Below are 23,443 nucleotides of genomic sequence, written 5' to 3'. Positions count from 1 at the left end.
GCCTAGCGCGCCTCCTGGTCGTTGTCCGGGACCCGTGCGGCCCACATCGGCGCGGGCCGCTCGGCGCGCTCCGTGCGCCGCCGGCCCTCCCCCACAGCCCCGAGGGAGTGGGAGGTACCCCCACCGTTCTGCCGGGCCGTCCGCTCGCCGCGGCCGCGCAGCGCCGTGTGCAGCCCGTCCCACAGCGTGCCGTCGGTCCGGTCCTTCGGATCGGGGTCGACGAGCACCACACCGAGCACCGGGATCCGCTGGTCGGCGAGCTGCCGTGCCACGGTGTGCAGCCAGGCGGCGCTGCCGTGCCCGGCCCGCACCACGAGCACGGTGTGCGTGCCCAGGTGCCGCAGGTCGGTCCACGCCGTGCCGGGAGCCACGGAACCGACGCCGATGCGGCGCATCCCGTCCGGCACGTTCGCCGCCCGCTCGCCGCTCACCACGGTCGGCTCGCCCGGCTTCTGACGCCGGCTCGCGAGCTGGAGCCCCGGCTGCCCGTCGACGATGACCACGGGCCCGTCCTGCGCCAGCCGGTCGGCGAGGTCCAGGGCGATGACCGCCGTGCCGCGCGCACAGCCCAGTTCGAGCAGCGACACCGGTTCCGCCGCGTCCCGGGCCGTGCGGGCCAGGGCCGTGGTGAGCCGTTCGCGGGCCGCGCGGGTGCGGCGGCGCTGCCACCGGCGGCCCGAGCGGCGGGGCAGTTCGGCGATCACCGAGGCGCCCAGATGCGTCGCGATGTCCCGGCGCAGCACCGGCCGGTCCGCGACCACGGTGCCGACCGCGGCGAGGGCGAGACCGAGGACGAGCCCCAGGACCAGACCGATCGCGCCGTTCGTCGCGAGGGCCTTGGGCAGGGAGTGCCGCACCGCGCGCGGTGCGTCCACGATCTGCGTCCCGGCGACGAGCCGCGGCGTGCCCATGCGGGCCTCCTCGGCCCGCTGGTCGAAGTCGGCGATCCGCGAGTTGAGTTCGGCGCGGCGGGCGAACAGCGACTCCAGGCTCGCCGACGCCTTCGGGTCGCTGTCCGGGGAGCGGTCACCGATCGTCCGGTTGACCTCCTCCAGCTCGGTCCGCATGCGGTCCCGCTGGTCGGTCAGCGCCTTGGCCTCGGCCTGCGCGGTGTCCCGCATCCGCCGTACGTGGTCGGCGATGAACGCGTCGGCCAGCGCCCGGGCCCGGGCCACCGCCTGCGCGTCGGAGCCGGCCTTCACGTCGATCTGCAGGACGTTGTTGGTCAGGCCCGTGCCCCGGTAGTCCCGCAGGAAGTCCTCGGGCTTCTCCGTCGACCCGAGCTCCTTCAGGGCCGCGTTCGCGATCCGGGTGGTGCCCAGCACCTCCACGTCGGTGCGGATCAGCGTCCCGGTGTCGTTCGGCTGGTCCTCCGCGTGCGCGACCAGGACCTTCGTCGCGGCGCTCGGCGACGGCGGCAGCAGCACCGCCACCGCCGCGCCGACCAGCAGCCCGAACAGGGCCAGTGAGGCCCACAGGCGGCGGCGCCTGCGCACCGACACCACGAGCCCCTGGAGATCCAGGAGGACCGTGGTCTCGTTCGCCTCCGTCGTCGTGCTCGTCGTCACGCCGAACCTCCCGTCGCGTGGTGGCGAACCGTGAGCGCCACGGTGGCGTCGTCCGCGGGCCCCGGTCCGGCCGCCCGCGCCGGACCGCCCCGCACCGCGCCGGCGACGACGACGCCGACGACCTCGTGCCCGCCGTCCGCGCAGGCCTCGTTGATCCCCGCGAGCTCCTCCGCCGTGCGGCTGCCCGGGCTGAGCACGACGACGGCGCCGGACTCCAGATCGGCGTCCGGCACCATCGGCCGGTCCACCGCCACCTCGACCACCCGCAGCAGCGGATCGCCCTTGGCCTCGGCCGCGAGCTGTCCCGCGGCGCGGACGGCGATCTCGTCGCCGTCCGGCACGACGAGCAGCAGCCGCCGCGCGGTGGGCAGTCGGTCCCGCAGCCGGGCGCACACCCGCCGGTAGCGCACGCGCCGGCCGGCCTCGTCGCCGGAGCGCTGCGGGGCCGGCAGGTCCCAGCGGACGTCCGTGCCGAGCAGCCGCCGCGCCAGCGCCCGCGCGCCCCGTTCCCGGGGCCGCCGCGCGGGCCGTTCACCCGGTACGTCGACCGTGCCGAGGAGCACCGAGCCCAGCGCCGCGGTGATCTCCTCCTCGGTGCGCAGCCGCCGGTTGACCCGCGCCGCCGCGAGATGGCCGACGACCGCGAGCAGGAGGAACAGCAGCGCCCCGGCCGCCACGAGCTGCACCCGGGTCGGGGGCGCCTCGCTCGTCGGCCGGGCCGCGGGGCCCATGACGACCATGCCGGCCTTCTCGTTCGCCGGGTCGGCCTGGTCCAGCTTCGTCATGGCCTCTTCCAGAGAGGTCCGCAGCTTCTCCAGCGCGGTACGGGCCTGGACGCTCTCCACGGTCCGCCCGGGGTCGGCGGAGTTCGCCAGCTCCGTGATGCGGCGGTTCGTCTCGGCCACCTTCTGCCGCAGCGCCTCCGGACCGTTCGCCGGCTGGGCGTCGGCGTCGCCGCCCGCGAGCCGCGCGGAGAACTTCACGAACTGCCGGGCCATCGTGTCGGCGAGCCGCTGCGCGTGACGCGGGGTGTCGGAGGTGCCGGAGATCGTGATGATGTTGCCGTCGGCGGCCTCGGCGCTCACCCGCTTGCGCAGCTCCTCACCGCTGACGTCGGTCCAGCCGAGCTCGTCGGCGGTGCGGTCGACGACCGCCGAACTCGTCGCCACGTCCACCTGCGTCAACAGCTCCCGCTCCTCCCACTGCCCGGGCAGCAGGACGGAGGCCGCCGCCGTGTAGCGCGGCGGGAACACGACCGAGGTGCCGTAACCGACCAGCGCGCCCAGCACGGTGAGGACGGCGAGCAGCCGCCAGCGCCGCCGGAGGATCCGCCCGATGGTGACCAGGCGCAGCGTGTCGTCGTTCAACGGCGTGGCCTCCGTCCGATGCGGGGCGCGCGGCGCTTTCGGCAGGCGGCGGCGTACGCGGCGAGCAGCGAGGCCTGCGAGTTGCTCCAGGCCAGCGGGCCGCCGATCCGTTCCTGGCCGATCTTGCCCATCCGGGCCCGCTCGTCGGGGTCGTCGAGGAGCCGCTCGATCAGGCCGGCGAACGCGGACTCGTCGTCGCCGGACGCGTAGAGCGCGGCCTCACCGGCGGAGACCCGCGCCTCGCGCAGGTCGAACGAGACGATCGGCCGGCCCATCGCCATGTACTCCAGGACCTTGTTCATGGTCGACACGTCGTTGAGCGGGTTGCACGGGTCGGGGGAGAGGCAGACGTCCGCGGTGGACAGGTAGCGCACCAGGTCGGCGTCCGGGATGCGCCCGGTGAACTCCACCTGCTCGTCGAGACCGAGCTCCCGGGACAGCTCCACCATCGCGTCGAAGGCGTCGCCGGCGCCGACGAACACCGCGTGCCAGTCGGTCCGCTTCCGCTCGTCGCGCAGCTTCGCGAGCGCCCGCAGCGCGTAGTCGACCCCGTCCTGCGGGCCCATCACGCCCAGGTAGCACAGCAGATGGGGCTTGCCGCGCTTCAGCTCCGGCTCGGGCGGGACCGGCTGGAAGCGGTCGGTCTGCGGCGCGCTGCGCACCACGAACACGTCCTCGGGCCGCTGTCCGCCGCGGCGTACCGCGACGTCCCGGTACGACTCGTTGGTGGCGAGCACGATGTCGGCGGCCCGGTAGGTCAGCCGCTCCAGGCCGAGCACGGCGCGGTACAGCAGGTCCTCGCCGCGGCCGAAGCGCGAGAGGTACAGCTCGGGCACCAGGTCGTGCTGGTCGAAGACGAAGCGGGCGCCGCGCCGCTTGAGCATCAGGGCGGGCAGGAACAGCAGGTCGGGCGGGTTGCAGGCGTGCACGACGTGCACCGGGCCGACCTTGCGGGCCAGCCGCGCGGTGTGCCACAGCGCCGAGCCGTACTCGCGCAGATAGCCGGACGGTCCGCCGGTGGCCGCGCGCAGCGGGTAGCGGTGGATCCGGATCCCGTCGATCACCGCCTCCGGCTCGGTGTCGCGCTTGCTGCCCTGCGGGCAGATGACGTCGACCGTCCAGCCCGCGTCGCGCAGCGTCGTGCACTCCTGCCACACCCGCCGGTCGAAGGGCACCGAGAGGTTCTCCACGAGGATCAGCGCGCGCCGGCCGTGCCCGCCGCGCGCGGCCGCTCCCTCGTACGACGTGTCACCAGGCAAGGCCCATGTACCCCGGTTCGGCCCGGCGCGCCTCGGCGTCGGGGAGGCGGACGAGATCGACGATCGCCGGGCCGCCGCCGTGCGGCAGCGCGGCGAGGACGGCGGGATCACGGGTGCCGACGAGGCACACCTCGGCGTGCTCGAGGACCTCGTCGACGGAGTCGGCGAGGAGCTGCGCGAGGTGCGGGAGGCGGCCCTCGATGTACTCGCGGTTGGCGCCGATCAGCCGGGACAGGCTCACGTTGGCGTCGTAGATCTTCAGCTCGTAGCCCTTGCCGAACAGGCGCTCCGCGAGCTCCACGAGGGGGCTCTCGCGCAGGTCGTCGGTGCCGGGCTTGAAGGACAGCCCGAACAGGCCCACCTTGCGCTTGCCGGTGCGCTCGACCAGCTCCACCGCCCGTTGCAGGTGCGCGGAGTTGGAGGACAGCACATGGGCGAGGATCGGGACGGAGACGTCGGCCCGCTGCGCCGCGTGGACCAGGCTGCGCAGGTCCTTGGGCAGGCAGGAGCCGCCGAAGGCGAAGCCGGGCCGCAGGTAGGCGGGGCTGATGTTCAGCTTGCGGTCGGCCAGGAAGACGTCCATGACCTGGTGCGAGTCGACGCCGAGGGCCTGGCACACCGCGCCCAGCTCGTTGGCGAAGCCGATCTTGAGGCCGTGGAAGGAGTTGTCCGCGTACTTGATCGCCTCGGCGACCGGGACCTGGACGCGGAACACGTCGCCGGGCAGGCCCTTGTAGAGCTCCGCGACGGCGTCGCCGCTGGCCGGGTCGAGCTCGCCGATGACCGTCTTGGGCGGGTCGAAGAAGTCCCGCACGCTGGTGCCCTCGCGCAGGAACTCGGGGTTGACCGCGACCCCGAAGTCCACACCCGCGGTGCCGCCGACGTTCTTCTCCAGGATCGGGACGAGCAGGTCGAGGCAGGTGCCCGGGAGCATCGTGCTGCGGAACACGACCGTCTGCCGGCCCCCGCGCTCGGCGAGCGCGGCGCCGATCTCCTCGGTGACCCGCTCCAGATAGGTGGTGCACAGACTGCCGTTGGGCTCCGAGGGCGTGCCCACACAGATCAGCGATATCTCGCTGTCGCGGATCGCCTCGCGCACGTCCCGGGTGGCGCGCAGGGCGCCGGTCCGTACGACCTCGGCGGTGAGCTCGCCGATGCGTTCCTCGACGACCGGGGCGCGGCCCGCGTTGACGAGGTCGACCTTCGTCTGGTTGACGTCGACCCCGATGACCTCGTGCCCCATGCTGGCCAGGCACGCGGCCGACACACAGCCCACGTAGCCGAGCCCGAACACACTGACTCTCATGACGCGTCCTTCCCCCCAAGCAGGCCCCCTCGGCCTGCGGTCCGTACGCCGGTCGGACGGCGCCGCCGCCCCGCGCGCATCAGTAGGCCCCCTGGCCCTGGAGCACCGCCCGCAGCGTCTTCCACAAGATCACTGTGTCGAGGGCGAGCGACCAGTCCTCCACGTACCGCAGGTCGAGGCGCACGGCCTCCTCCCACGGGAGGTCACTGCGTCCGCTGATCTGCCACAGGCCGGTGAGCCCGGGTTTGACCAGCAGCCGCCGCCGGATGTCCGGTCCGTACGCCGCGGACTCCTCCGGCAGGGGAGGCCGCGGTCCGACGAGCGACATGGATCCGGTGAGCACGTTGAACAGCTGCGGGAGCTCGTCGATCGAGTACCGGCGCAGCACCGCGCCCACCCGCGTCACCCGCGGATCCCGGTGCATCTTGAACAGCAGTCCCGCGCCCTCGTTCAGCTCGGCGAGGTCCGCCCGGGCCCGGTGCGCCCCGGCGACCATGGTGCGGAACTTGAGGATGGTGAACTCCCGGCCGTCCTTGCCGACCCGGCGCTGGCGGTAGAACGCCCCGCCCCGGCTGTCGACCAGGACCAGCAGCGCGACGAGCACCATGAGCGGTGCGAACAGCAGCAGCAGGAGTGCGGCGCCCAGCCGGTCGACGACCTCCTTGACCGCCCGCCGGCCGCCGGTGAAGGTCGGCATGCTGACCCGCAGCAGGGGTATGCCGAGGACCGCGTCGACGTGCAGCCGCGGCCCCGCCACCTCCATCAGCACGGGGGCCACGACCATCTCGGTGTCGCTGCCCTCCAGGTTCCACGCCAGGCGCTGCAGCCGGTCCGGTGACCAGTGCGGGTCCGGGGTGACGGCGACGACCCGGTAGCCGCTGCGGCACACGTGCCCGGCGACGTCCGAGAGCCGGCCGACGACCGGTACGCCGTCCACCAGGTGCCCGTCGAGCCCGAGTCCGTCCGTCGTGCACACGGCGGCCACCTGCCAGCCGATGTGCGGGAATTTACGGGTGCGGTTGATCAGGTCGCGCACGGTGGCGAGGCTCCCGGCGGCGAGCACCGGGCGCAGGCATCTGCCCTCCTTGCGCTGCTTGTGCAGCCACAGGCGCAGCAGATACCGCTCGGTCATGGTGACCAGCGCGATCGCGGGGATCGCGACGAAGATCCAGAGTTTGATGTTCCGCGAGGTCAGCGCGATGCCGCCGAGGGCCAGGACGACGGTCGCCGTGAACAGCGAGCGCCCGAGCCGGCGGAACTCCTCGGCGCCCTGCCCGAGCACCGCCGGGGCCCACGCCCGGCTCACCGTGAACGAGCCGAGGACGAGGAGCCAGGTGCCGAAGGCGAGGATGCCCCACTTCTCGTGCCAGTTGGCCGCGTCCCGGGCCCCGAAGAAGTTGCCTATCGCCGCCACCACCACGGCCGTGGCCACGGTGTCGCCGGTTATCACGGTGCGGCGGTAGCGCTGTTCCCAGTCGTTCGTCGTCCGGCCGAACGCGTCGTGCGCCAGCGCGTCCCGCGCTGACGGCAACGCACTGCCGACAGTTCCCCCCTGCCACACAGAACCCCCCAGGTTCCCAGTGGTTGTGAAGTGTGCGACTAGCTCTGTACGCCCCCCGGGAGGCCCCCGCCTCCCGCATGTGACATCCCGGCTATTTCAGCGCTGCGGACAGCGCTCGGACCTATAGATCATCACTTGTCGCTTCATGTCCGAAGTGCAGAAGCAGGGTCAATCTAGACCATCGGGACGGGCTTGGTGGGGCGATGTGTGGAAAATGTGGAGAAGCTTTGAGACGGAAAATGACGCCTGTTGACCGCGGTGGCGGAACCGCGCGAAAGGGGTCTCCGTCGGGCGGGTGCCGGTGATGCGTCCCGGGTATCGCAGGATTCCAAAATGGTGTTGGACCTGCATCGCAGCAAGCTCCTAACGTTCCGGCCAGCAAGGAAAGGCATGCCTGCCGACCCCCTCTGAAAGGCGCCGCCTCGTGAACGCACCCGCCCCGCACTCCGGAACGCCCGTCGTCGCCTCGATGCGTGTCGTCCCGGTCGCCGGCCAGGACAGCATGCTGCTGAACCTCAGCGGCGCCCACGCCCCGTACTTCACCCGGAACCTGGTGATCCTCACCGACTCCGACGGTCGTACGGGCGTCGGTGAGGTCCCCGGCGGCGAGGCCATCCGCGGCACTCTCGACGAGGCGCGCGACCTGGTCGTCGGCCGGCCCGTCGGCGATCCGCAGGCCGTGCTCCGGGCGATACGCGAACGGTTCGGCGACCGGGACGCGGGCGGCCGCGGCGCGCAGACCTTCGACCTGCGCGTCACCGTCCACGCGGTCACCGCCGTCGAGGCGGCCCTGCTCGACCTCCTCGGCCAGTACCTGGAGGTGCCGGTCGCCGCCCTGCTCGGAGAGGGGGTGCAGCGCAGCAGCGTCCCCGTCCTCGGCTATCTCTTCTACGTGGGCGACCGCCGCCGCACCGACCTCCCGTACCGCGACGAGTCGGCGGCGAAGGACGACTGGGAGCGGCTGCGCAGCGAGGAGGCGCTCACCCCCGAGGCCGTCGTCGCACTCGCCGAAGCGGCACAACTGCGCTACGGATTCCAGGACTTCAAACTCAAGGGCGGCGTCCTCGACGGGTGGGCCGAGGCCGAGGCGGTCACCGCGCTCGCCGAGCGTTTCCCCGACGCGCGGATCACCCTCGACCCCAACGGAGGCTGGCCCCTCGACGAGGCCGTCGCCATCGGCCGCTCCCTGCGCGGCGTCCTCGCGTACGCCGAGGATCCGTGCGGCGCGGAGGGCGGTTACAGCGGGCGCGAGGTGATGGCCGAATTCCGCCGGGCGACCGGTCTGCGGACCGCCACGAACATGATCGCCACGGACTGGCGGCAGTTGGGCCACGCCGTGAAGGCCGACGCCGTCGACATCCCGCTCGCCGACCCCCACTTCTGGACCATGAACGGCTCGGTGCGCGTCGCCCAGCTGTGCGAGGCCTGGGGTCTGACGTGGGGTTCGCACTCCAACAACCACTTCGACGTGTCCCTCGCGATGTTCACGCACGTCGCCGCCGCCGCGCCCGGCGACATCACCGCCATCGACACCCACTGGATCTGGCAGGACGGCCAGCGCCTGACGCACGACCCGCTGCCGATCGAGGGCGGCACCATCGCCCTGCCCGAACGCCCCGGCCTGGGCGTCGAGTTGGACCTCGACCAGGTCGAGGCCGCCCATCAGCTCTACCGGTCCCTGGGGCTCGGCGGCCGGGACGACGCCGCCGGCATGCGGTACCTGATCCCCGGCTGGACCTTCGACGCCAAGCGTCCCGCCCTCGTGCGCTGACGCACCCTCACCCGCCGTCCGCGGCGCGACGCGTCACCTGACGCCGCGCCGCCGTGCGGCATGCCCGGAACCGGCCGAGCCGACCTGCCGTAGGAGAACTGAACATGCCCCTGCTCGTCGTGGCGCTCAGTGTTGTGGCGTTGCTGTTCCTGATGACCAAGGTGAGGCTCAACGGCTTCATCGCCCTGCTGCTCGTCGCCACCGTCGTCGCGGTGGTCCAGGGCATCGGACTCACCGAGATATCCGACGTCCTGGAGACCGGCATCGGGGACCAGCTCTCGGGCACCCTGCCGGTGATCGGGCTCGGCGCGATGGTCGGGCGGGTCATGGGCGACGCCGGCGCCGCCCAGCGCATCGCCACCCGGCTGACCCGGGCGTTCGGCGACCGGTGGGTGCAGGTCGCCATGGTCGTCACCGCCATGCTCATCGGCGTCACCATGTTCTACGAGGTCGCCTTCGTCATCATCGTCCCCGTCGCCTTCACCCTGGTCCGCGTCACCCGGCAGAACCTGCTGTGGATCGGCCTGCCGATGTCCATCGCCCTGTCCACGATGCACAGCTTCCTGCCCCCGCACCCCGGACCCACCGCCGTCGCCGAGATGTTCGAGGCCTCCGTCGGCAAGACGCTCTTCGTCGGCCTCTTCGTCGCCGTCCCGGCCGGCGCCCTGATCGCGCTCGTCTGGCCCCGGCTGCCGTTCGTCCGCCGCATGAACCCCTCGATCCCGACCGGGCTCGTCACCGAGCGCGTCTTCGAGGAGGACGAGCTGCCCGGCACGGGCTGGTCCCTCACCGTGGCGCTGCTCCCCGTCGTCCTCATCGCCGGCGCCGCCGTCGCCGAGATGTCCCTCGACGACCACGCCCCGGGCATGGGCGTGATCAAGTTCGCCGGTTCCCCCGAGTTCGCGCTGCTGCTCACCCTGCTGCTCGCCATGTACGTCTTCGGCCCCCGCGCCGGCCGCTCCCTGAAGGACCTCGCCACCTCCTGCGCCGACGCCGCCAAGTCGATGGCGATGATCATGCTGGTCATCGCGGCCGGCGGCGCCTACAAGAACGTCCTCGTCGAAGGCGGCATCTCCGACTACATCAAGGACACCACCGCCCACTGGTCCGTCTCCCCGCTCCTGCTGGCCTGGCTGATCGCCGTCATCCTGCGCATCGCCCTCGGCTCCGCCACGGTCGCCGTCTCCACCGCCGCCGGCATCGTGGCCCCCATGGTCGCCGGCAGCGGCACGTCCCCCGAACTGATGGTCCTGGCCGTCTCCTGCGGCTCGATCGCCTTCTCCCACGTCAACGACCCCGGCTTCTGGATGTTCAAGGAGTACTTCAACCTCTCGGTCCTGGACGCCCTCAAGGCCCGCACCACGTACACGACGGTCCTGGCGCTGCTGGGGCTGGGCGGGGTGCTGGCGCTGAACGCGGTGATGTGACCGCCGGGCTCCGCCGGCATGTGTGAAAATCCTGCATGTTCACCGTGGAGAGGGTGTGCAGGCGGTCGCACCCGGGGGAGGGGAGCCCGCATGGCCCTGCTGTCGTCGCGTCCGAAGTGGCCCACGCTTCCCGAGTACTTCCACGACTGGGCGCTGGTGGACGTGGAGACATCAGGGCTCAGGCCCGGCCGGGACCGTGTGCTGTCCCTGGCGATCCTCACCCTCGACGCGCACGGCAACCGGACGGGCGAGTTCTCCACCCTGCTCGATCCGGGCTGCGACCCGGGCCCGGTGCACGTCCACGGTCTGACCTCCGCCCGGCTCGCGGGCGCGCCCACCTTCGAGGACATCGCGCCCGAGGTGGGCGCGCTGCTGGGCGGTCGCGTCCTCGTCGCGCACAACGCGCAGTTCGACTACGACTTCCTGGCGCACGAGTTCGCCCGCGTCCGGTCCTGGGTGCCGGTCGGCCGAAGGCTGTGCACACTGGCGCTCAACCGCCTCGTCGGGCCCGCGACACCCGACCTCAAGCTCGGCACGCTCGCCGAGCACTACGGGGTGCGGCAGCTGAAGGCGCACGACGCTCAGGACGACGTACGGGTGCTCTCCGGCGTTCTGCGCGGTTCGCTGGCCGCGGCCGAGCAACTGGGCCTCGCGCTGCCCCTGTTGGAGTGCCCGCCCCGCCAGGACTACAAGCCGTACGTCCCCAAGACGCCCTGCCCGTACCGGAACCCGGGCCGGTTCACGCCCGGCGGGCCACTCGTGCAGGGCATGAAGGTCGCCATCACGGGCGAGACACGGCTGTCCCGTGAGGAACTCGTCGCCCGCTCCGTCGCGGCTGGGCTGAACGTGACGACCTCCGTCAGCGGTCAGACCGGCGTCGTCGTCACGAACGACCCGGGAGCCGGGTCCGCCAAGCTGAAGCGTGCGGTGACTGAAGGAGTGCCGCTGGTGGACGAGGCGGCCTATCTGCGCCTGCTGGAGAGCGTGCGGCCGGGGCAGACCAAAGGAACGGCGCGGCAGCGCCCCGCTGAACGACCGCCGGCGGCGGAACGCACCGCTGAGCCTGAGCCGGAGCCGGCGCCGGAGGTCCCGGCACAGCGGACCGCCGCACCGGGCCGACCCGACGCCCCCACGGACCGGCCGCTCACCGGGCGCAGGGTCCTGGTCCTCGGCGGCACCCACGACGAGGCCGCCGAGGCGCGCGTGCTCGCCGTCGCTCTGGGAGCCTCGGCGGCGGTCAACCTCTCCGCTAGCGTGACCGACGTCGTCGTTCTGCCGGGCGGCGAGGCGGACCGGCGGATGCGGCGCGTCACCGCACTCGGTCTGCCCGTCCACGACACAGCCTGGCTCCTCGCCCCCACACCGGCACCGGAGCCCGCGACCGGTTCTCGGCCGGACCCCGCGCCGGACACGTCGGCGGTCCTGGTCCGAGGCGCCGTGACCGATCTGGCCGACACCGGCACGCCGTGGACGGTATCGGCGTCGTGGCGTCAGCAGACCGCCTCGGACGTGGACGTCGTCGCCTTCGCGGTCGACGCGCAGGAACAGGTGGCAGGGGACGAGGACTTCGTCTTCTACGGTGCGCCCGAACACCCCGACGGCACCGTCCGCCTGGCCACGGACGGCCCGACGGAACAGTCCGTCACCGCCGACCTGGACCGCCTGCCCCTGGAGGTCCGGAGAGTCGTCATCGCCGCCGCCATCGACGGCGCGGCGACCTTCTCCGACGTCGGCGCGATCGAGATCACCGCCACGCGCGGCATCGGCGCGGCCCCGACGGCCCGAGCCACGCTGGACGCCGCGACCAGCGAGCGCACCATGATCCTCGCGGAGCTGTACCGCAGAGGAGAAGCCTGGCGTCTGCGCGCCGTCGGTCAGGGCTACGACCACGGCCTGGCCGACCTGGCGCGGGGCTATGGAGTCGATGTCGCCGAATGACAGCGGGCGGCCCGGCGGCCCGCCTCACAGGCCGTACCAGTCACCCGGCTCGCCGGACGCTCCTGTTCTGCCGAACGTGTGCACGATCTGCCATGCGCGAACGGTGGACAGGATGAAGTCGCCCGTGAACTCGGTCGGTTCGTTCATGATCGGGACCTCCACCTCGGTGCTCGGCGCGGTGGCGCCGTCGCCCGCGTGGAGCGAAAGGCCGCCGGACTCGTCGTACCGGTGGAGGACGGCGTGATCGTTGCGGAAACCCAGCGTCAGGCAGGGGAGGTCGGCTTCCGGCAGCCGGACTTCGAGGTAGCCCCTGCCGAGGGTGCGGAGCCGCGCGAAGCGATCCGCGAGGTCGGCGAGGGCCGAGTGCCGTTCGAGTCCGGAGAACAGGCCGGTCTCCGGCGTCGTCGCCGCCCAGATCACGCCTCCTCCGGTGAGGGACCCGGTTCTCACAACCACCCCCGCCGCTTGAAGATCACGTACAGGCTGACGCAGACCACGCCCATCAGCCCGATCGCGAACGGATACCCGAACCCCCACCCCAGCTCCGGCATGTTCTCGAAGTTCATGCCGTAGATCGTTCCGACCAGGGTGGGGGCGAAGAGGATGGCCGCCCACGCCGAGATCTTCTTGATCTCCTCGTTCTGTTCGAAGCCCGCCTCCGCCATCGCCTTCATCTCCGCGTTCTGCTGCTGCGTGACCAGCGTCGCGTTCACCGTCAGGATGTCGGCCAGGGCCTGGCGGAAGCCGTCGACGCGTTCGCTGGTGTGGGTGACGTGGTCGGCGACGTCGCGCAGGTAGCGCTGGAGTTCCTCGTCCGTGCCGTACTTGGCGAAGCCCGCCATCAGGCCGTGGAGCATGCCGACCAGGGGGCGGGTCGCGCGCTGGAACTCGACCATTTCGCGGGAGAGTTCGTAGATGCGGCGCGAGACCTCGGGGGCGCCGGAGAAGACCTCGGTCTCGATCTCGTCGATGTCGTTCTGGACGCCGTCGACGACCGGTGCGTAGCCGTCGACGACCGCGTCCAGGATCGCGTAGAGGACCGCCTCCGGGCCGAGCCGCAGCAGGTCGGGGCTGGCCTCCATGCGATGGCGGACCGCCGAGAGGTCGGGGGCCGCGCCGTGCCGGACCGTGATGAGGAAGTCGGGGCCGACGAAGACGTGCAGCTCGCCGAAGTCGACCTCCTCCGGCGCGTCGAGATAGCGGGCGGCCCGCAGGACGACGAACAGGGTCTCGCCGTAGCGCTCCAGCTTGGGGCGCTGGTGTGCTTCGAGCGCGTCCTCGACGGCGAGTTCGTGCAGGTCGAACTCGGCGGCCAGCGACTTGAGTTCGGCCTCGGTGGGGCGGGCCAGGCCGATCCACGCCATCGTGCGCGGGCGCTCCCGCAACTGGCGGTACGTGTCCGTCAGGGACTCGGGACTCGCCACCCGCACCCCGTCGCGGTACAGCGCCGCGTGCACGACGCTGTCCGCCGGTTCGCGCGGCGGCGCCGGCGCGCCGGCGGGTGCGGGGGCCGGTCGCGCCGACGGTTCCGGGGCCGGGCCGCGGCGCCAGGAGTACCGGCGCGCCCCGCCGCCGCCCTCGCCGCTTCGCCCCTGCCGTCGCGCCATGCCCGTTCCTTCCGCCACCGTCCGGTCCCGTGGCAGCGTAACGAGCGAAGGTGAAACGGCCGGGACGGCCGAGCCGAATGAGGACACCTCCTGTCCTCGATCCCCGCTACCGTCCCCGTATGACGACGAAGCCGATCACCACCCGCGCCCTGGGACGGGCCACCCTGGAGCGCCAACTCCTGCTGCGGCGCCGCCCGATGACGGTCGAGGACGCCGTGGCGCACCTCGTGGGGCTCCAGGCGCAGGAGGTGCGGGCGCCGTACGTCACGCTCGCCGCCCGGCTCGACGGGTTCACCCCGGCGGCGCTGTCCGACGCGCTGGAGGAGCGGCGCGTCGCGCGGATCGTGACCATGCGCTCGACGATCCATCTGCACACCGCTGACGACTGCATGACGCTCCGTCCCCTGGTGCAGCCGGCCCGCGCCAAGGAGCTGAACATCTTCCGCGAGGGCCTCGTCGGCGTGGACCTGGAGCGGCTGTGCGCGGTGACCCGGCCCTACGTGGAGGAGGAGCCCCGCACCCCGAAGGAGATCCGCGAGTGGCTGCTGGGCACGTGGCCCGACGCCGACCCGCAGTCCCTGTCCGCCGCCGCGCGCTGCCTCCTGCCCCTGGTCCAGGTCACCCCGCGCGCCCTGTGGCGGCGCAGCGGCGCCGTACGTCTGACGACCGCCGAGCACTGGCTGCACCGGGAGGCCGCCGAGTCCCGCGGCCCCGACGAGACGGTCCTGCGCTACCTCCGCGCGTTCGGCCCGGCTTCCGTCAGGGACTTCCAGAAGTGGGCCGGACTGACCCGCACCAAGCCCGCCTTCGAGCGGCTGCGGGACCGCCTCGTGACCTTCCGCGACGAGCACGGCGTCGAGCTGTTCGACCTGCCCGACGCGCCGCGCCCCGACGAGGACGTGCCCGCGCCGCCCCGTCTGCTCGCCGACTTCGACAACGTCCTGCTCTCGCACGCCGACCGCACCCGGGTCGTCCCCGAGGCGCACCACGGCCGCAACTGGGCGGCGAACGCGGCCTACCCGGCCTTCCTCCTCGACGGCTTCCTGGCCGGCCTGTGGACCCTGAAGGAGTCCGCCGACGGCACCCGGATCACCTTGGAGCCCTTCGGCAGCCCGACCCGCGCCCAGCGCGAGGAACTCGTCGCCGAGGCCGAGCGCACCGCCGCCGTCCTGGAGGCCCCGGGCCCCGTCACGGTGGACTTCGCAACCGTACGGAAATGACTCCCCCGCGCGAGCGGCCCGGACCGTCAGTCCGCGCGGCCCGTCGCCGCCACCGTGACCCCGAGGCCGATCAGCGCGAAGCCACCCGTGCCGCCGATCATCGACAGGCGCCGGTCGGAGCGCGCGAACCAGTTCCGCGCCGCCGACGCCGTCAGCCCCCACAGCGTGTCCGTGACCAGGCCGATGCCGATCGGGATCAGCCCGAGCAGCAGCATCTGCGCGGGCACCCGGCCGGCCGCGTGGTCCACGAACTGCGGCAGCACCGCCGCGAAGAACACGATGCCCTTCGGATTCGTCACCCCGACCAGGGCCCCGTCGAGCAGCGTGCGCAGATCACCGCGCGCGGGCCCGGCCGGGCCCTGGATGTCCGCCGCCTTCATCGCGTGCCGGTGCCGGAACGCCTGGATCCCCAGCCACACCAGATACGCCGCACCGGCCAGCTTCACCGCGAGGAACAGGGTCGCCGAGCGCTCGACGAGCGAGCCGATACCCAGCGCCACCGCCACGACCAGCAGATACGACCCGAACACATTGCCCAGCGCCGTCGCCACCGCCGTGCGCCGGCCGTGCGCGAGCGCCCTCCCGATCACGAACAGCACGCTCGGCCCCGGAATGACGATGACGAGCAGCGACATCGCCGCGAACGCCAGGATCCGATCCGTCGACACCTCGGTACATCCCTTCAGATCAGGGCAGCAGGCCCGCGCGGCGCGCGGCCACGACCGCCTCGCCCCGCGTGTGCGCCCCCAGCTTCCGCATGGCCGACCGCAGATAACCCTTCACGGTCTCCGGCCGGAGACCGAGCCGCTCGGCCGCCACCGCGTTCGTCGCGCCCGCCGCCACACAGGCGAGGACGTCCACCTCGCGCGGCGCGAGCACCACCGGCGCCTCACGGTCCACCGGTGACGCCGCCGAGGCCAGTCTGCCGCACACCGCGAGCAGTTCGGCCCGCAGCGCCGGGTCCACGATCCTCGGCGCGAGGGCCCGCAGCGCGCCGTGCGCCTCGCGGACCTCCTCCCAGGCCCCGGACCCCTCGGCCACCGGCGCCGCCGCCGCGGCCAGCAGGGTGCGCGCCTCGTCCCGTACGACGAGGGCCTGCTCCACGTCCCGCGCCGCCGCCACCGCCGCGCCGAGCGCCCGGTCGCCCAGCGGCTGGGCCGAGCGCAGCGCCCCGTACAGGACGCCGCGCACCCGGCGGTGCACGACGACCGGGACGGCGAGGACGGAGCGCAGGCCCTCGGCCTCGACCGCGCCGTCGTACTCGTGGCTGATGTGCCGCGAGTCCCGGTAGTCGGTGACCGCGCAGGCGCGGGCCAGGGTCAGCGCCTTGCCGCCCAGGCCGTTGCCCGCGACGATCGCGAGCCCGCGCAGCGCGTTCGTCGCCGCGCCGCTCAGCTCCGCGATCCGCACCTGCCCCGGGGTCGCGACGATCCCGCCGAACGCCACGGGCAGCCCCGTGCCCCGGCGCAGCCGCACCAGTGCGGCGCGTAGCTCGACCGCGTCGGCCGCCTCTGCGCTCACCGTCACCCTCCCAGGTCCTGTCCGGAGTTCCCGGTCGCGTTCACCCCCGTTCGGGGGTAGTGAGACCTGCGTCACGGATTACACGATGACGGGCACGGTCCGCAATGGCGCGGGACAAGAGCGACGGCGCGGGACAAGCGAACGACAGGAGCGCACATGACGACGGGAAACGGACCCACGGAGCAGTTCCGCACGGCCCGCGACTTCCTGCTGGAGCACGCCCGCGACTACGAGGCCGCCTACGAGGGCTTCGCCTGGCCCCGCCCCGACCGCTTCAACTGGGCCCTCGACTGGTTCGACGCGATCGCCGACGGCAACGAGAAGACCGCGCTGCACATCGTCGAGGAGGCCGGCGACGAGGCCCGCTTCTCCTTCGACACGCTGCGCCGCCGCTCGAACCAGGTCGCGAACTGGCTGCGGGCCCAAGGCGTCGGGGCCGGCGACCGCATCCTGCTGATGCTCGGCAACCAGGTCGAACTGTGGGAGGTGATGCTCGCCGCGATGAAGCTGCGCGCCGTCGTCATCCCCGCGACCCCGCTGCTCGGCCCCGCCGACCTCACCGACCGCGTCGAGCGCGGCCGCGCCCGGCACGTGATCGTGCGCCCCGAGGACGTCGCCAAGTTCGCCGAGGTGCCCGGCGACTACACCCGGATCGTCGTCGGAGCCCCGGCACCCGCCGAGGGCTGGTCCGCGTACGAGGACTCCGCCGGCGCCGACGACGCGTTCACGCCCGACGGGGAGACCCTCGCCGACGACGCCCTGCTGCTCTACTTCACGTCCGGCACGACGGCCCGCCCCAAGCTCGTCGAGCACACCCACGTCTCGTACCCGGTCGGCCACCTCGCCACCATGTACTGGATCGGCCTGCGCCCCGGCGACGTGCACCTCAACATCTCCTCGCCGGGCTGGGCCAAGCACGCCTGGTCCAACTTCTTCGCGCCGTGGAACGCCGAGGCGACCGTCTTCCTGTACAACTACACGCGCTTCGACGCCGGGAAGCTGATGGCCGCGATGGACCGCGCGGGCGTCACCTCCTTCTGCGCCCCGCCCACCGTGTGGCGCATGCTCATCCAGGCCGACCTCACCCAGCTGCGCACCCCGCCCCGCGAGGTCGTCGCCGCGGGCGAACCGCTCAACCCCGAGGTCATCGAGCAGGTCAAGCGGGCCTGGAACGTCACCATCCGGGACGGCTTCGGCCAGACCGAGACCGCGGTGCAGGTGTCCAACAGCCCCGGCCAGGTCCTCAAGTCCGGCTCCATGGGCCGACCCAGCCCCGGCTTCAAGGTCGAGCTCCTCGACCCGGTCACCGGCGCGCCCGGCGCCGACGAGGGCGAGATCAGCCTCGACCTGTCCGCCCACCCCGTCGGCCTGATGGTCGGCTACCACGGGGACCCGGAGCGCACCGCCGAGGCCATGGCAGGAGGCTTCTACCGCACCGGAGACATCGGCTCCCGCGACGCCGACGGCTACCTCACCTACGTGGGCCGCGCGGACGACGTCTTCAAGGCCAGCGACTACAAGATCAGCCCCTTCGAGCTGGAGAGCGCGCTCCTGGAGCACGAGGCGGTCGCCGAGGCGGCCGTCGTGCCCGCGCCGGACGAGCTGCGGCTCGCCGTCCCGAAGGCGTACGTCGTGCTCGCCGAGGGCTACGAGCCGGGCCCGGACACCGCGAAGCTCCTCTTCGAGCACTCCCGCGCCGTCCTCGCCCCGTACAAGCGGCTGCGCCGGATCGAGTTCGGTGAGCTGCCCAAGACCGTCTCCGGCAAGATCCGCCGGATCGAGCTGCGCGAGGCGACGGCCGCCGGGTCGTCCGCCGAGTACCGCGAGGAGGACTTCAAGTGACCGCACCCACCGCGCCCGCCGCGCTGTCCTATGCCCACGGGACCAGCGAGGTACCGCTGCTCGGCGACACCATCGGCGCCAACCTCCAGCGCGCCGTGGACGCCTTCCCGGAGCGCGAGGCGCTCGTCGACGTGCCGTCCGGGCGCCGCTGGACGTACGCGGAGCTGGGCGCCGACGTCGAACGGCTCGCCCTCGGCCTGCTCGCCCGCGGTGTCGCCAAGGGCGACCGGGTCGGCATCTGGGCGGTCAACTGCGCCGAGTGGGTCCTCGTCCAGTACGCCACCGCCCGCATCGGCGCGATCATGGTCAACATCAACCCGGCCTACCGCGCCCATGAACTCGCCTACGTCCTCAAGCAGTCCGGCATCTCGGTGCTGGTCTCCTCGACCGGGCACAAGGGCACCGACTACCGCGAGCTGGTGCGCCAGGTCGCGGGGGAGTGTCCGGCGCTGCGCGAGCGGGTGTTCATCGGCGAGGACAGCTGGGACGCGCTCGTCGCGGCGGGCGACACCGTGGACCGGGACCGGCTCACGGCCCGCGAGGCCGAGCTGAGCTGCGACGACCCGATCAACATCCAGTACACCTCGGGCACCACCGGCTTTCCCAAGGGGGCCACGCTCTCCCACCACAACATCCTGAACAACGGCTTCTGGGTGGGCGAGACCATCGCCTACACGGAGGAGGACCGGGTCTGTCTGCCGGTGCCCTTCTACCACTGCTTCGGCATGGTCATGGGCAATCTGGGCGCCACCTCGCACGGCGCGTGCATCGTCGTGCCGGCCCCCTCCTTCGAACCGGCGGCGACCCTGCGCGCGGTCCAGGACGAGCGCTGCACCTCGCTGTACGGGGTGCCCACGATGTTCATCGCCGAGCTGAACCTGCCCGACTTCGCCTCGTACGACCTGAGCAGCCTGCGCACCGGCATCATGGCGGGCTCGCCGTGCCCGGTCGAGGTCATGAAGCGGGTCGTCGCCGAGATGCACATGGCGGAGGTGTCCATCTGCTACGGCATGACGGAGACCTCCCCGGTGTCGCTGCAGACCCGACGCGACGACGACCTGGAGCGCCGCACCGGCACCGTCGGCCGGGTCCTGCCGCACATCGAGGTCAAGGTCGTCGACCCGGTCACCGGCGTCACCCTGCCGCGCGGCGAGGCCGGCGAGCTGTGCACCCGCGGCTACAGCGTGATGCTCGGCTACTGGGAGGAGCCGGAGAAGACCGCCGAGGCCGTCGACGCGGGCCGCTGGATGCACACCGGCGACCTCGCGGTGCTCCGCGAGGACGGCTACGCGCAGATCGTCGGCCGCATCAAGGACATGATCATCCGCGGCGGCGAGAACGTCTACCCGCGCGAGATCGAGGAGTTCCTCTACGCGCACCCGAGGATCGCCGACGTGCAGGTGGTGGGCGTCCCCGACGAGAAGTACGGGGAGGAGGTCCTGGCCTGCGTCATCCTGCGCGACCCGGAGCAGGGGCTCACCCTCGACGAGCTGCGCGCGTACTGCAAGGACCAGCTCGCCCACTACAAGGTGCCGAGCCGGCTGCGGATCCTCGACTCCTTCCCGATGACGGTCAGCGGCAAGGTCCGCAAGATCGAACTCCGCGAGGGCTACGGGGAGTAGCTCCCGTGCGGGCGTCGGTGCGGCGGGGCCTTCAGAGGTCCCGCCGCATGCACACCCGGGGCCAGCGGTCGAGGCCGTGCGCCGCCTCGGCCGCGCGGATCCGCACGAGCCCCTCGGTCAGCTCCGCCCGCGCGAGCACGCGGAAGCCGAGCCGCGCGTAGTACGGGGCGTTCCACGGCACGTCCCGGAACGTGGTCAGGGTGAGCGCGGGCAGCCCGCGCTCACGCGCCCGCCCAGCGGCCCGCTCGACCAGCGCCCGGCCGATCCCGCGCCGGGCGGCGTCGGGGTGCACGGTGACCTGCTCGACGTGGAGCGCGCCGTCCACGTCCTCGGCGACGAGATACGCGACCGGCGTCCCGTCGTCCCCGGCCGCGACCCAGGCCTCGCCGTGCTGCCGCAGCCGCTCCAGTTCGGCGAGCGCGGGCGGCTCGTCGTCGGCCACGCTCGTCATGCCGAGCGGGCGGAACAGCTCGCCCGCGGCCACCTCGATGTCCTGGAGCCGGGGCAGGTCGGCGCTCTCGGCGCTGCGGATGATCACCGGCCCAGTATGAAGCCGCGGCGGTGTCAGGCGCCGCCCGCGAGGAGTTCGTCCGCCGGGCTGTTCACCGGCTGCGGCACGCCCGCGAGGTCCAGGACGAACAGCGGGACACCGAGCTCGTCCGCGCGGCCGCGGGCCGCGTCCGCGTAGCCCGCCAGCGAGAAGTAGACACAGGCCGCGGACTCCGTCATGGCCTGGAGCCACAGGCACTCCACGTCGCGCAGGGTCGCGGGCCGCACCGACGGCTCGACCTGGGCGACGACCCCGCGCGCGGCGAGCCCGACGCCGGACGGCGGGCGCTGGTCGGCGCGGCGCACGTCCCCGAAGCCGAGCCAGCGCAGATAGAGGGCGGCGGCCGTGACCGCGTCGCGCGCGGTGCGGATGGCGACGGGCTGGAACGCGGCGCGGGGCGCGGGCGCGGTGCGCGGCAGCGGGATGTGGGCGGGGGCCACGGGCGCCGGGTCGCCCTGGACGGGGACGCGCAGCAGGGTGCCGCAGTCGCAGCCCAGCTCGGGGCGCGGCCAGCGGTCGTGCCGGCCGCACACCGGGCAGCGCAGGGTGACCCAGTCGTCGGCCCAGGTCCGCTCGCTCACCGGCTCCGGATCGGCGCCGCGCACCACCGGCGGCGCCACGGGAGCGCCGCAGGCGCAGGGCAGCACCGGGGGCGCGAAGAGGTGCTCGCGCCGGCAGGCCGGACATCTGACCCGCACCCGCTCGGCCATGAAACACCCCCTCCGCCCTGCTGCCCCAAGGATTCCGCTGCGGATTCCGTAGCCCTCCGCGACGACGTGAGTCTCATCATCCACCTTGACGGCCTCCGAGACCCCCCTCTACATTGCTTCCATATAGCAGAACCTAGTTTCCGCATCATGGAAGTGATGAGGGGCTGGGGCTTAGCGAAGCAGTACGAAGCAGTACGACGAAGCAGTAAACGGACTTCACAGCTCGCCGCGGGGGCGCGACGGGAGCGCGAATCCGACAGCCGGACACAGACACAGCACAAGTCGGGAGAGCACTCATGGCTCGTATGACCGCCGCCCGCGCGGCCGTTGAGATCCTCAAGCGTGAAGGCGTCAGCAACGCGTTCGGCGTGCCCGGTGCCGCCATCAACCCCTTCTACAAGGAGCTCAAGGAGAGCGGTGGCATCGACCACACGCTCGCCCGCCACGTCGAGGGCGCCTCGCACATGGCCGAGGGCTACACGCGGGCCAACCCGGGCAACATCGGTGTCTGCATCGGTACGTCCGGCCCCGCCGGCACCGACATGATCACCGGTCTGTACTCCGCGATCGGTGACTCCATCCCGATCCTGTGCATCACCGGCCAGGCGCCGAGCCACCTCCTGCACAAGGAGGACTTCCAGGCCGTCGACATCGCCACGATCGCCAAGTCCGTCTCCAAGATGGCGGTCACCGTCCTGGAGGCCGCCCAGGTCCCCGGCGTCTTCCAGCAGGCCTTCCACCTGATGCGCTCCGGCCGTCCCGGCCCGGTCCTCATCGACCTGCCGATCGACGTCCAGCAGACCGAGATCGAGTTCGACCCGGAGACCTACGAGCCGCTGCCGGTCTACAAGCCGGCCGCGACGCGGGCCCAGATCGAGAAGGCGATCAAGCTCCTCGTCGAGTCCGAGCGTCCGCTGATCGTCGCCGGCGGCGGCATCATCAACGCCGACGCCTCCGACCTGCTGGTCGAGTTCGCCGAGATCACGAACACCCCGGTCGTGCCCACCCTCATGGGCTGGGGCACCATCCCGGACGACCACGACCTGAACGCGGGCATGGTCGGTCAGCAGACCGGTCACCGCTACGGCAACGCCACGTTCCTGGAGTCGGACTTCGTCCTCGGCATCGGCAACCGCTGGGCCAACCGTCACACCGGCTACAAGCTGGACGTGTACCGCGAGGGCCGCACGTTCGTCCACGTCGACATCGAGCCGACCCAGATCGGCAAGATCTTCGCGCCGGACTACGGGATCACCTCCGACGCCAAGGCCGCCCTCGAGCTGTTCGTCGAGGTCGCCAAGGAGCTCAAGGCCGCCGGCAAGCTGCCCGACCGCTCCGCCTGGGTCGCCTCCCACCTGGAGCGCAAGGAGACCCTGCAGCGCCGCACGCACTTCGACAACATCCCCATGAAGCCGCAGCGCGTCTACGAGGAGATGAACAAGGCGTTCGGCCGCGACACGCGCTACGTCACGACCATCGGTCTGTCGCAGATCGCGGGCGCCCAGATGCTGCACGTCTACAAGCCGCGGCACTGGATCAACTGCGGCCAGGCCGGCCCGCTCGGCTGGACCATCCCGGCCGCGCTCGGCGTCGCCAAGGCCGACCCGGACACCCAGGTCGTCGCCCTCTCCGGTGACTACGACTTCCAGTTCATGATCGAGGAGCTGGCGGTCGGTGCGCAGCACCGCATCCCGTACGTCCACGTCCTGGTCAACAACGCCTACCTGGGCCTGATCCGCCAGGCCCAGATCGGCCTGGACATCAACTTCCAGGTCAACCTGGAGTTCGAGAACCAGAACAGCCCCGAGCTGGGTGTCTACGGCGTCGACCACGTCAAGGTCGCCGAGGGCCTGGGCTGCAAGGCGATCCGCGTCACCGACCCGAACGAGCTGGGCGAGGCGCTGGAGCGGGCCAAGAAGCTCGCGCAGGAGCACCAGGTGCCGGTCGTCGTCGAGGCGATCCTCGAGCGCATCACGAACATCGCGATGAGCCCCACGGCCGACATCAGCGCGGTCAAGGAGTTCGAGGAGCTCGCGACGGAGCCGGGTCACGCGCCGACGGCCATCCGTCCCCTGAAGGTCTGATCCCCAGCCCCCTCGAGGGGCCGGTGCACAGGGGTGGGGGGGGGGGGGGGGTGAGAGCGGGAGGCCAAAAGAGTGGCGCGAGGTGGGGCG

At 72.4% G+C, this 23,443-nt stretch carries 18 protein-coding genes; 7 read left to right on the top strand and 11 right to left on the bottom strand.

Annotated elements, in window-relative coordinates; translation table 11 throughout:
* Positions 1-2 precede the first annotated feature (2 nt).
* From ACFW9D_RS14545 to ACFW9D_RS14525, 5 genes are all read right to left on the bottom strand, one after another.
* Entirely contained in the window at positions 3-1,568 is a 1,566-nt protein-coding gene (locus tag ACFW9D_RS14545; RefSeq protein WP_384621765.1) for a Wzz/FepE/Etk N-terminal domain-containing protein, read from the bottom strand.
* Positions 1,565-2,935 (bottom strand): Wzz/FepE/Etk N-terminal domain-containing protein, encoded by a 1,371-nt coding sequence (locus ACFW9D_RS14540; RefSeq protein ID WP_384621762.1) that lies wholly within the window; start codon positions 2,933-2,935, stop codon positions 1,565-1,567. Before ACFW9D_RS14540 ends, ACFW9D_RS14545 begins: the two co-directional genes overlap by 4 nt.
* Positions 2,932-4,194, bottom strand: coding sequence for a glycosyltransferase family 4 protein (locus ACFW9D_RS14535; RefSeq protein ID WP_188336179.1), 1,263 nt, complete (start codon positions 4,192-4,194; stop codon positions 2,932-2,934). Before ACFW9D_RS14535 ends, ACFW9D_RS14540 begins: the two co-directional genes overlap by 4 nt.
* Positions 4,184-5,500: a nucleotide sugar dehydrogenase gene (locus tag ACFW9D_RS14530; protein WP_384621758.1), complete on the bottom strand. Its 1,317-nt coding sequence runs from the start codon at positions 5,498-5,500 to the stop codon at positions 4,184-4,186. The genes ACFW9D_RS14535 and ACFW9D_RS14530 overlap by 11 nt, the downstream gene beginning before the upstream one ends.
* A 79-nt stretch (positions 5,501-5,579) precedes the next feature.
* On the bottom strand, positions 5,580-7,061 hold the full coding sequence (locus tag ACFW9D_RS14525) for a sugar transferase (RefSeq protein ID WP_188336177.1): 1,482 nt from the start codon (positions 7,059-7,061) through the stop codon (positions 5,580-5,582).
* A 424-nt stretch (positions 7,062-7,485) separates the two neighbouring features.
* Here ACFW9D_RS14525 and gudD point away from each other — a divergent pair, with 424 nt between their 5' ends.
* The 3 genes from gudD to ACFW9D_RS14510 all read left to right on the top strand — a co-directional run bounded on the left by gudD (position 7,486) and on the right by ACFW9D_RS14510 (position 12,197).
* Positions 7,486-8,832: a glucarate dehydratase gene (gene gudD, locus ACFW9D_RS14520; RefSeq protein ID WP_384621755.1), complete on the top strand. Its 1,347-nt coding sequence runs from the start codon at positions 7,486-7,488 to the stop codon at positions 8,830-8,832.
* Between the two features lie 104 nt (positions 8,833-8,936).
* The gene (locus tag ACFW9D_RS14515; protein WP_384621752.1) at positions 8,937-10,259 is read left to right on the top strand and encodes a gluconate:H+ symporter; all 1,323 of its coding nucleotides are present in this window, start codon (positions 8,937-8,939) and stop codon (positions 10,257-10,259) included.
* Positions 10,260-10,349: 90 nt separating this feature from the next.
* Positions 10,350-12,197 carry a TerD family protein gene (locus tag ACFW9D_RS14510; protein WP_384621749.1) on the top strand — a complete coding sequence of 616 codons (1,848 nt, stop codon included), beginning with the start codon at positions 10,350-10,352 and terminating at the stop codon, positions 12,195-12,197.
* A 24-nt stretch (positions 12,198-12,221) separates the two neighbouring features.
* Here the strand turns inward: ACFW9D_RS14510 and ACFW9D_RS14505 are convergent, their stop codons facing one another.
* Together ACFW9D_RS14505 and ACFW9D_RS14500 are read right to left on the bottom strand one after the other, a co-directional pair.
* Entirely contained in the window at positions 12,222-12,617 is a 396-nt protein-coding gene (locus ACFW9D_RS14505; RefSeq protein ID WP_384621746.1) for a hypothetical protein, read from the bottom strand.
* Between the two features lie 26 nt (positions 12,618-12,643).
* Positions 12,644-13,804 carry a magnesium and cobalt transport protein CorA gene (locus ACFW9D_RS14500; protein ID WP_188336173.1) on the bottom strand — a complete coding sequence of 387 codons (1,161 nt, stop codon included), beginning with the start codon at positions 13,802-13,804 and terminating at the stop codon, positions 12,644-12,646.
* A gap of 119 nt (positions 13,805-13,923) precedes the next feature.
* On the opposite strand from ACFW9D_RS14500, the gene ACFW9D_RS14495 reads away from it, so the two are divergent.
* Positions 13,924-15,024 (top strand): winged helix DNA-binding domain-containing protein, encoded by a 1,101-nt coding sequence (locus tag ACFW9D_RS14495; RefSeq protein WP_384621742.1) that lies wholly within the window; start codon positions 13,924-13,926, stop codon positions 15,022-15,024.
* 26 nt (positions 15,025-15,050) lie between these two features.
* On the opposite strand, the gene ACFW9D_RS14490 is transcribed toward ACFW9D_RS14495, so the two are convergent.
* Positions 15,051-15,659 carry a LysE family translocator gene (locus tag ACFW9D_RS14490; protein ID WP_188341228.1) on the bottom strand — a complete coding sequence of 203 codons (609 nt, stop codon included), beginning with the start codon at positions 15,657-15,659 and terminating at the stop codon, positions 15,051-15,053.
* Positions 15,660-15,711: 52 nt separating this feature from the next.
* Positions 15,712-16,545, bottom strand: a complete 834-nt coding sequence (locus ACFW9D_RS14485) for a helix-turn-helix transcriptional regulator (RefSeq protein ID WP_188336171.1) — start codon at positions 16,543-16,545, stop codon at positions 15,712-15,714.
* A gap of 156 nt (positions 16,546-16,701) precedes the next feature.
* Here ACFW9D_RS14485 and ACFW9D_RS14480 point away from each other — a divergent pair, with 156 nt between their 5' ends.
* Entirely contained in the window at positions 16,702-18,387 is a 1,686-nt protein-coding gene (locus ACFW9D_RS14480; protein ID WP_384621739.1) for an AMP-binding protein, read from the top strand.
* Entirely contained in the window at positions 18,384-20,009 is a 1,626-nt protein-coding gene (locus ACFW9D_RS14475; RefSeq protein ID WP_384621736.1) for an AMP-binding protein, read from the top strand. Before ACFW9D_RS14480 ends, ACFW9D_RS14475 begins: the two co-directional genes overlap by 4 nt.
* Before the next feature lie 31 nt (positions 20,010-20,040).
* Here ACFW9D_RS14475 and ACFW9D_RS14470 read toward each other — a convergent pair whose 3' ends face one another.
* Both ACFW9D_RS14470 and ACFW9D_RS14465 read right to left on the bottom strand, forming a co-directional pair.
* On the bottom strand, positions 20,041-20,547 hold the full coding sequence (locus ACFW9D_RS14470; protein ID WP_188336168.1) for a GNAT family N-acetyltransferase: 507 nt from the start codon (positions 20,545-20,547) through the stop codon (positions 20,041-20,043).
* Between the two features lie 26 nt (positions 20,548-20,573).
* The gene (locus tag ACFW9D_RS14465; RefSeq protein ID WP_188336167.1) at positions 20,574-21,269 is read right to left on the bottom strand and encodes a hypothetical protein; all 696 of its coding nucleotides are present in this window, start codon (positions 21,267-21,269) and stop codon (positions 20,574-20,576) included.
* A 305-nt stretch (positions 21,270-21,574) separates the two neighbouring features.
* On the opposite strand from ACFW9D_RS14465, the gene gcl reads away from it, so the two are divergent.
* A complete protein-coding gene (gene gcl / locus ACFW9D_RS14460; protein WP_188341227.1) occupies positions 21,575-23,353 on the top strand; it encodes a glyoxylate carboligase in 1,779 nt (592 codons plus the stop codon).
* Positions 23,354-23,443 lie beyond the last annotated feature (90 nt).

It is taken from the genome of Streptomyces sp. NPDC059524 (genome assembly GCF_042749255.1).
Lineage (GTDB): Bacteria > Actinomycetota > Actinomycetes > Streptomycetales > Streptomycetaceae > Streptomyces > Streptomyces xanthii.
Note: the sequence above shows the minus strand (reverse complement) of the source record. Positions and strands in the feature narration are given on the sequence as shown.

Coding starts and splice junctions, on each gene's coding strand:
- ACFW9D_RS14530 (WP_384621758.1), bottom strand. CDS start 5,500: ATGAGAGTCAGTGTGTTCGGGCTCGGCTACGTGGGCTGTGTGTCGGCC.
- ACFW9D_RS14515 (WP_384621752.1), top strand. CDS start 8,937: ATGCCCCTGCTCGTCGTGGCGCTCAGTGTTGTGGCGTTGCTGTTCCTG.
- ACFW9D_RS14510 (WP_384621749.1), top strand. CDS start 10,350: ATGGCCCTGCTGTCGTCGCGTCCGAAGTGGCCCACGCTTCCCGAGTAC.
- ACFW9D_RS14500 (WP_188336173.1), bottom strand. CDS start 13,804: ATGGCGCGACGGCAGGGGCGAAGCGGCGAGGGCGGCGGCGGGGCGCGC.
- ACFW9D_RS14495 (WP_384621742.1), top strand. CDS start 13,924: ATGACGACGAAGCCGATCACCACCCGCGCCCTGGGACGGGCCACCCTG.
- ACFW9D_RS14490 (WP_188341228.1), bottom strand. CDS start 15,659: ATGTCGCTGCTCGTCATCGTCATTCCGGGGCCGAGCGTGCTGTTCGTG.
- ACFW9D_RS14480 (WP_384621739.1), top strand. CDS start 16,702: ATGACGACGGGAAACGGACCCACGGAGCAGTTCCGCACGGCCCGCGAC.
- ACFW9D_RS14465 (WP_188336167.1), bottom strand. CDS start 21,269: ATGGCCGAGCGGGTGCGGGTCAGATGTCCGGCCTGCCGGCGCGAGCAC.
- gcl (WP_188341227.1), top strand. CDS start 21,575: ATGACCGCCGCCCGCGCGGCCGTTGAGATCCTCAAGCGTGAAGGCGTC.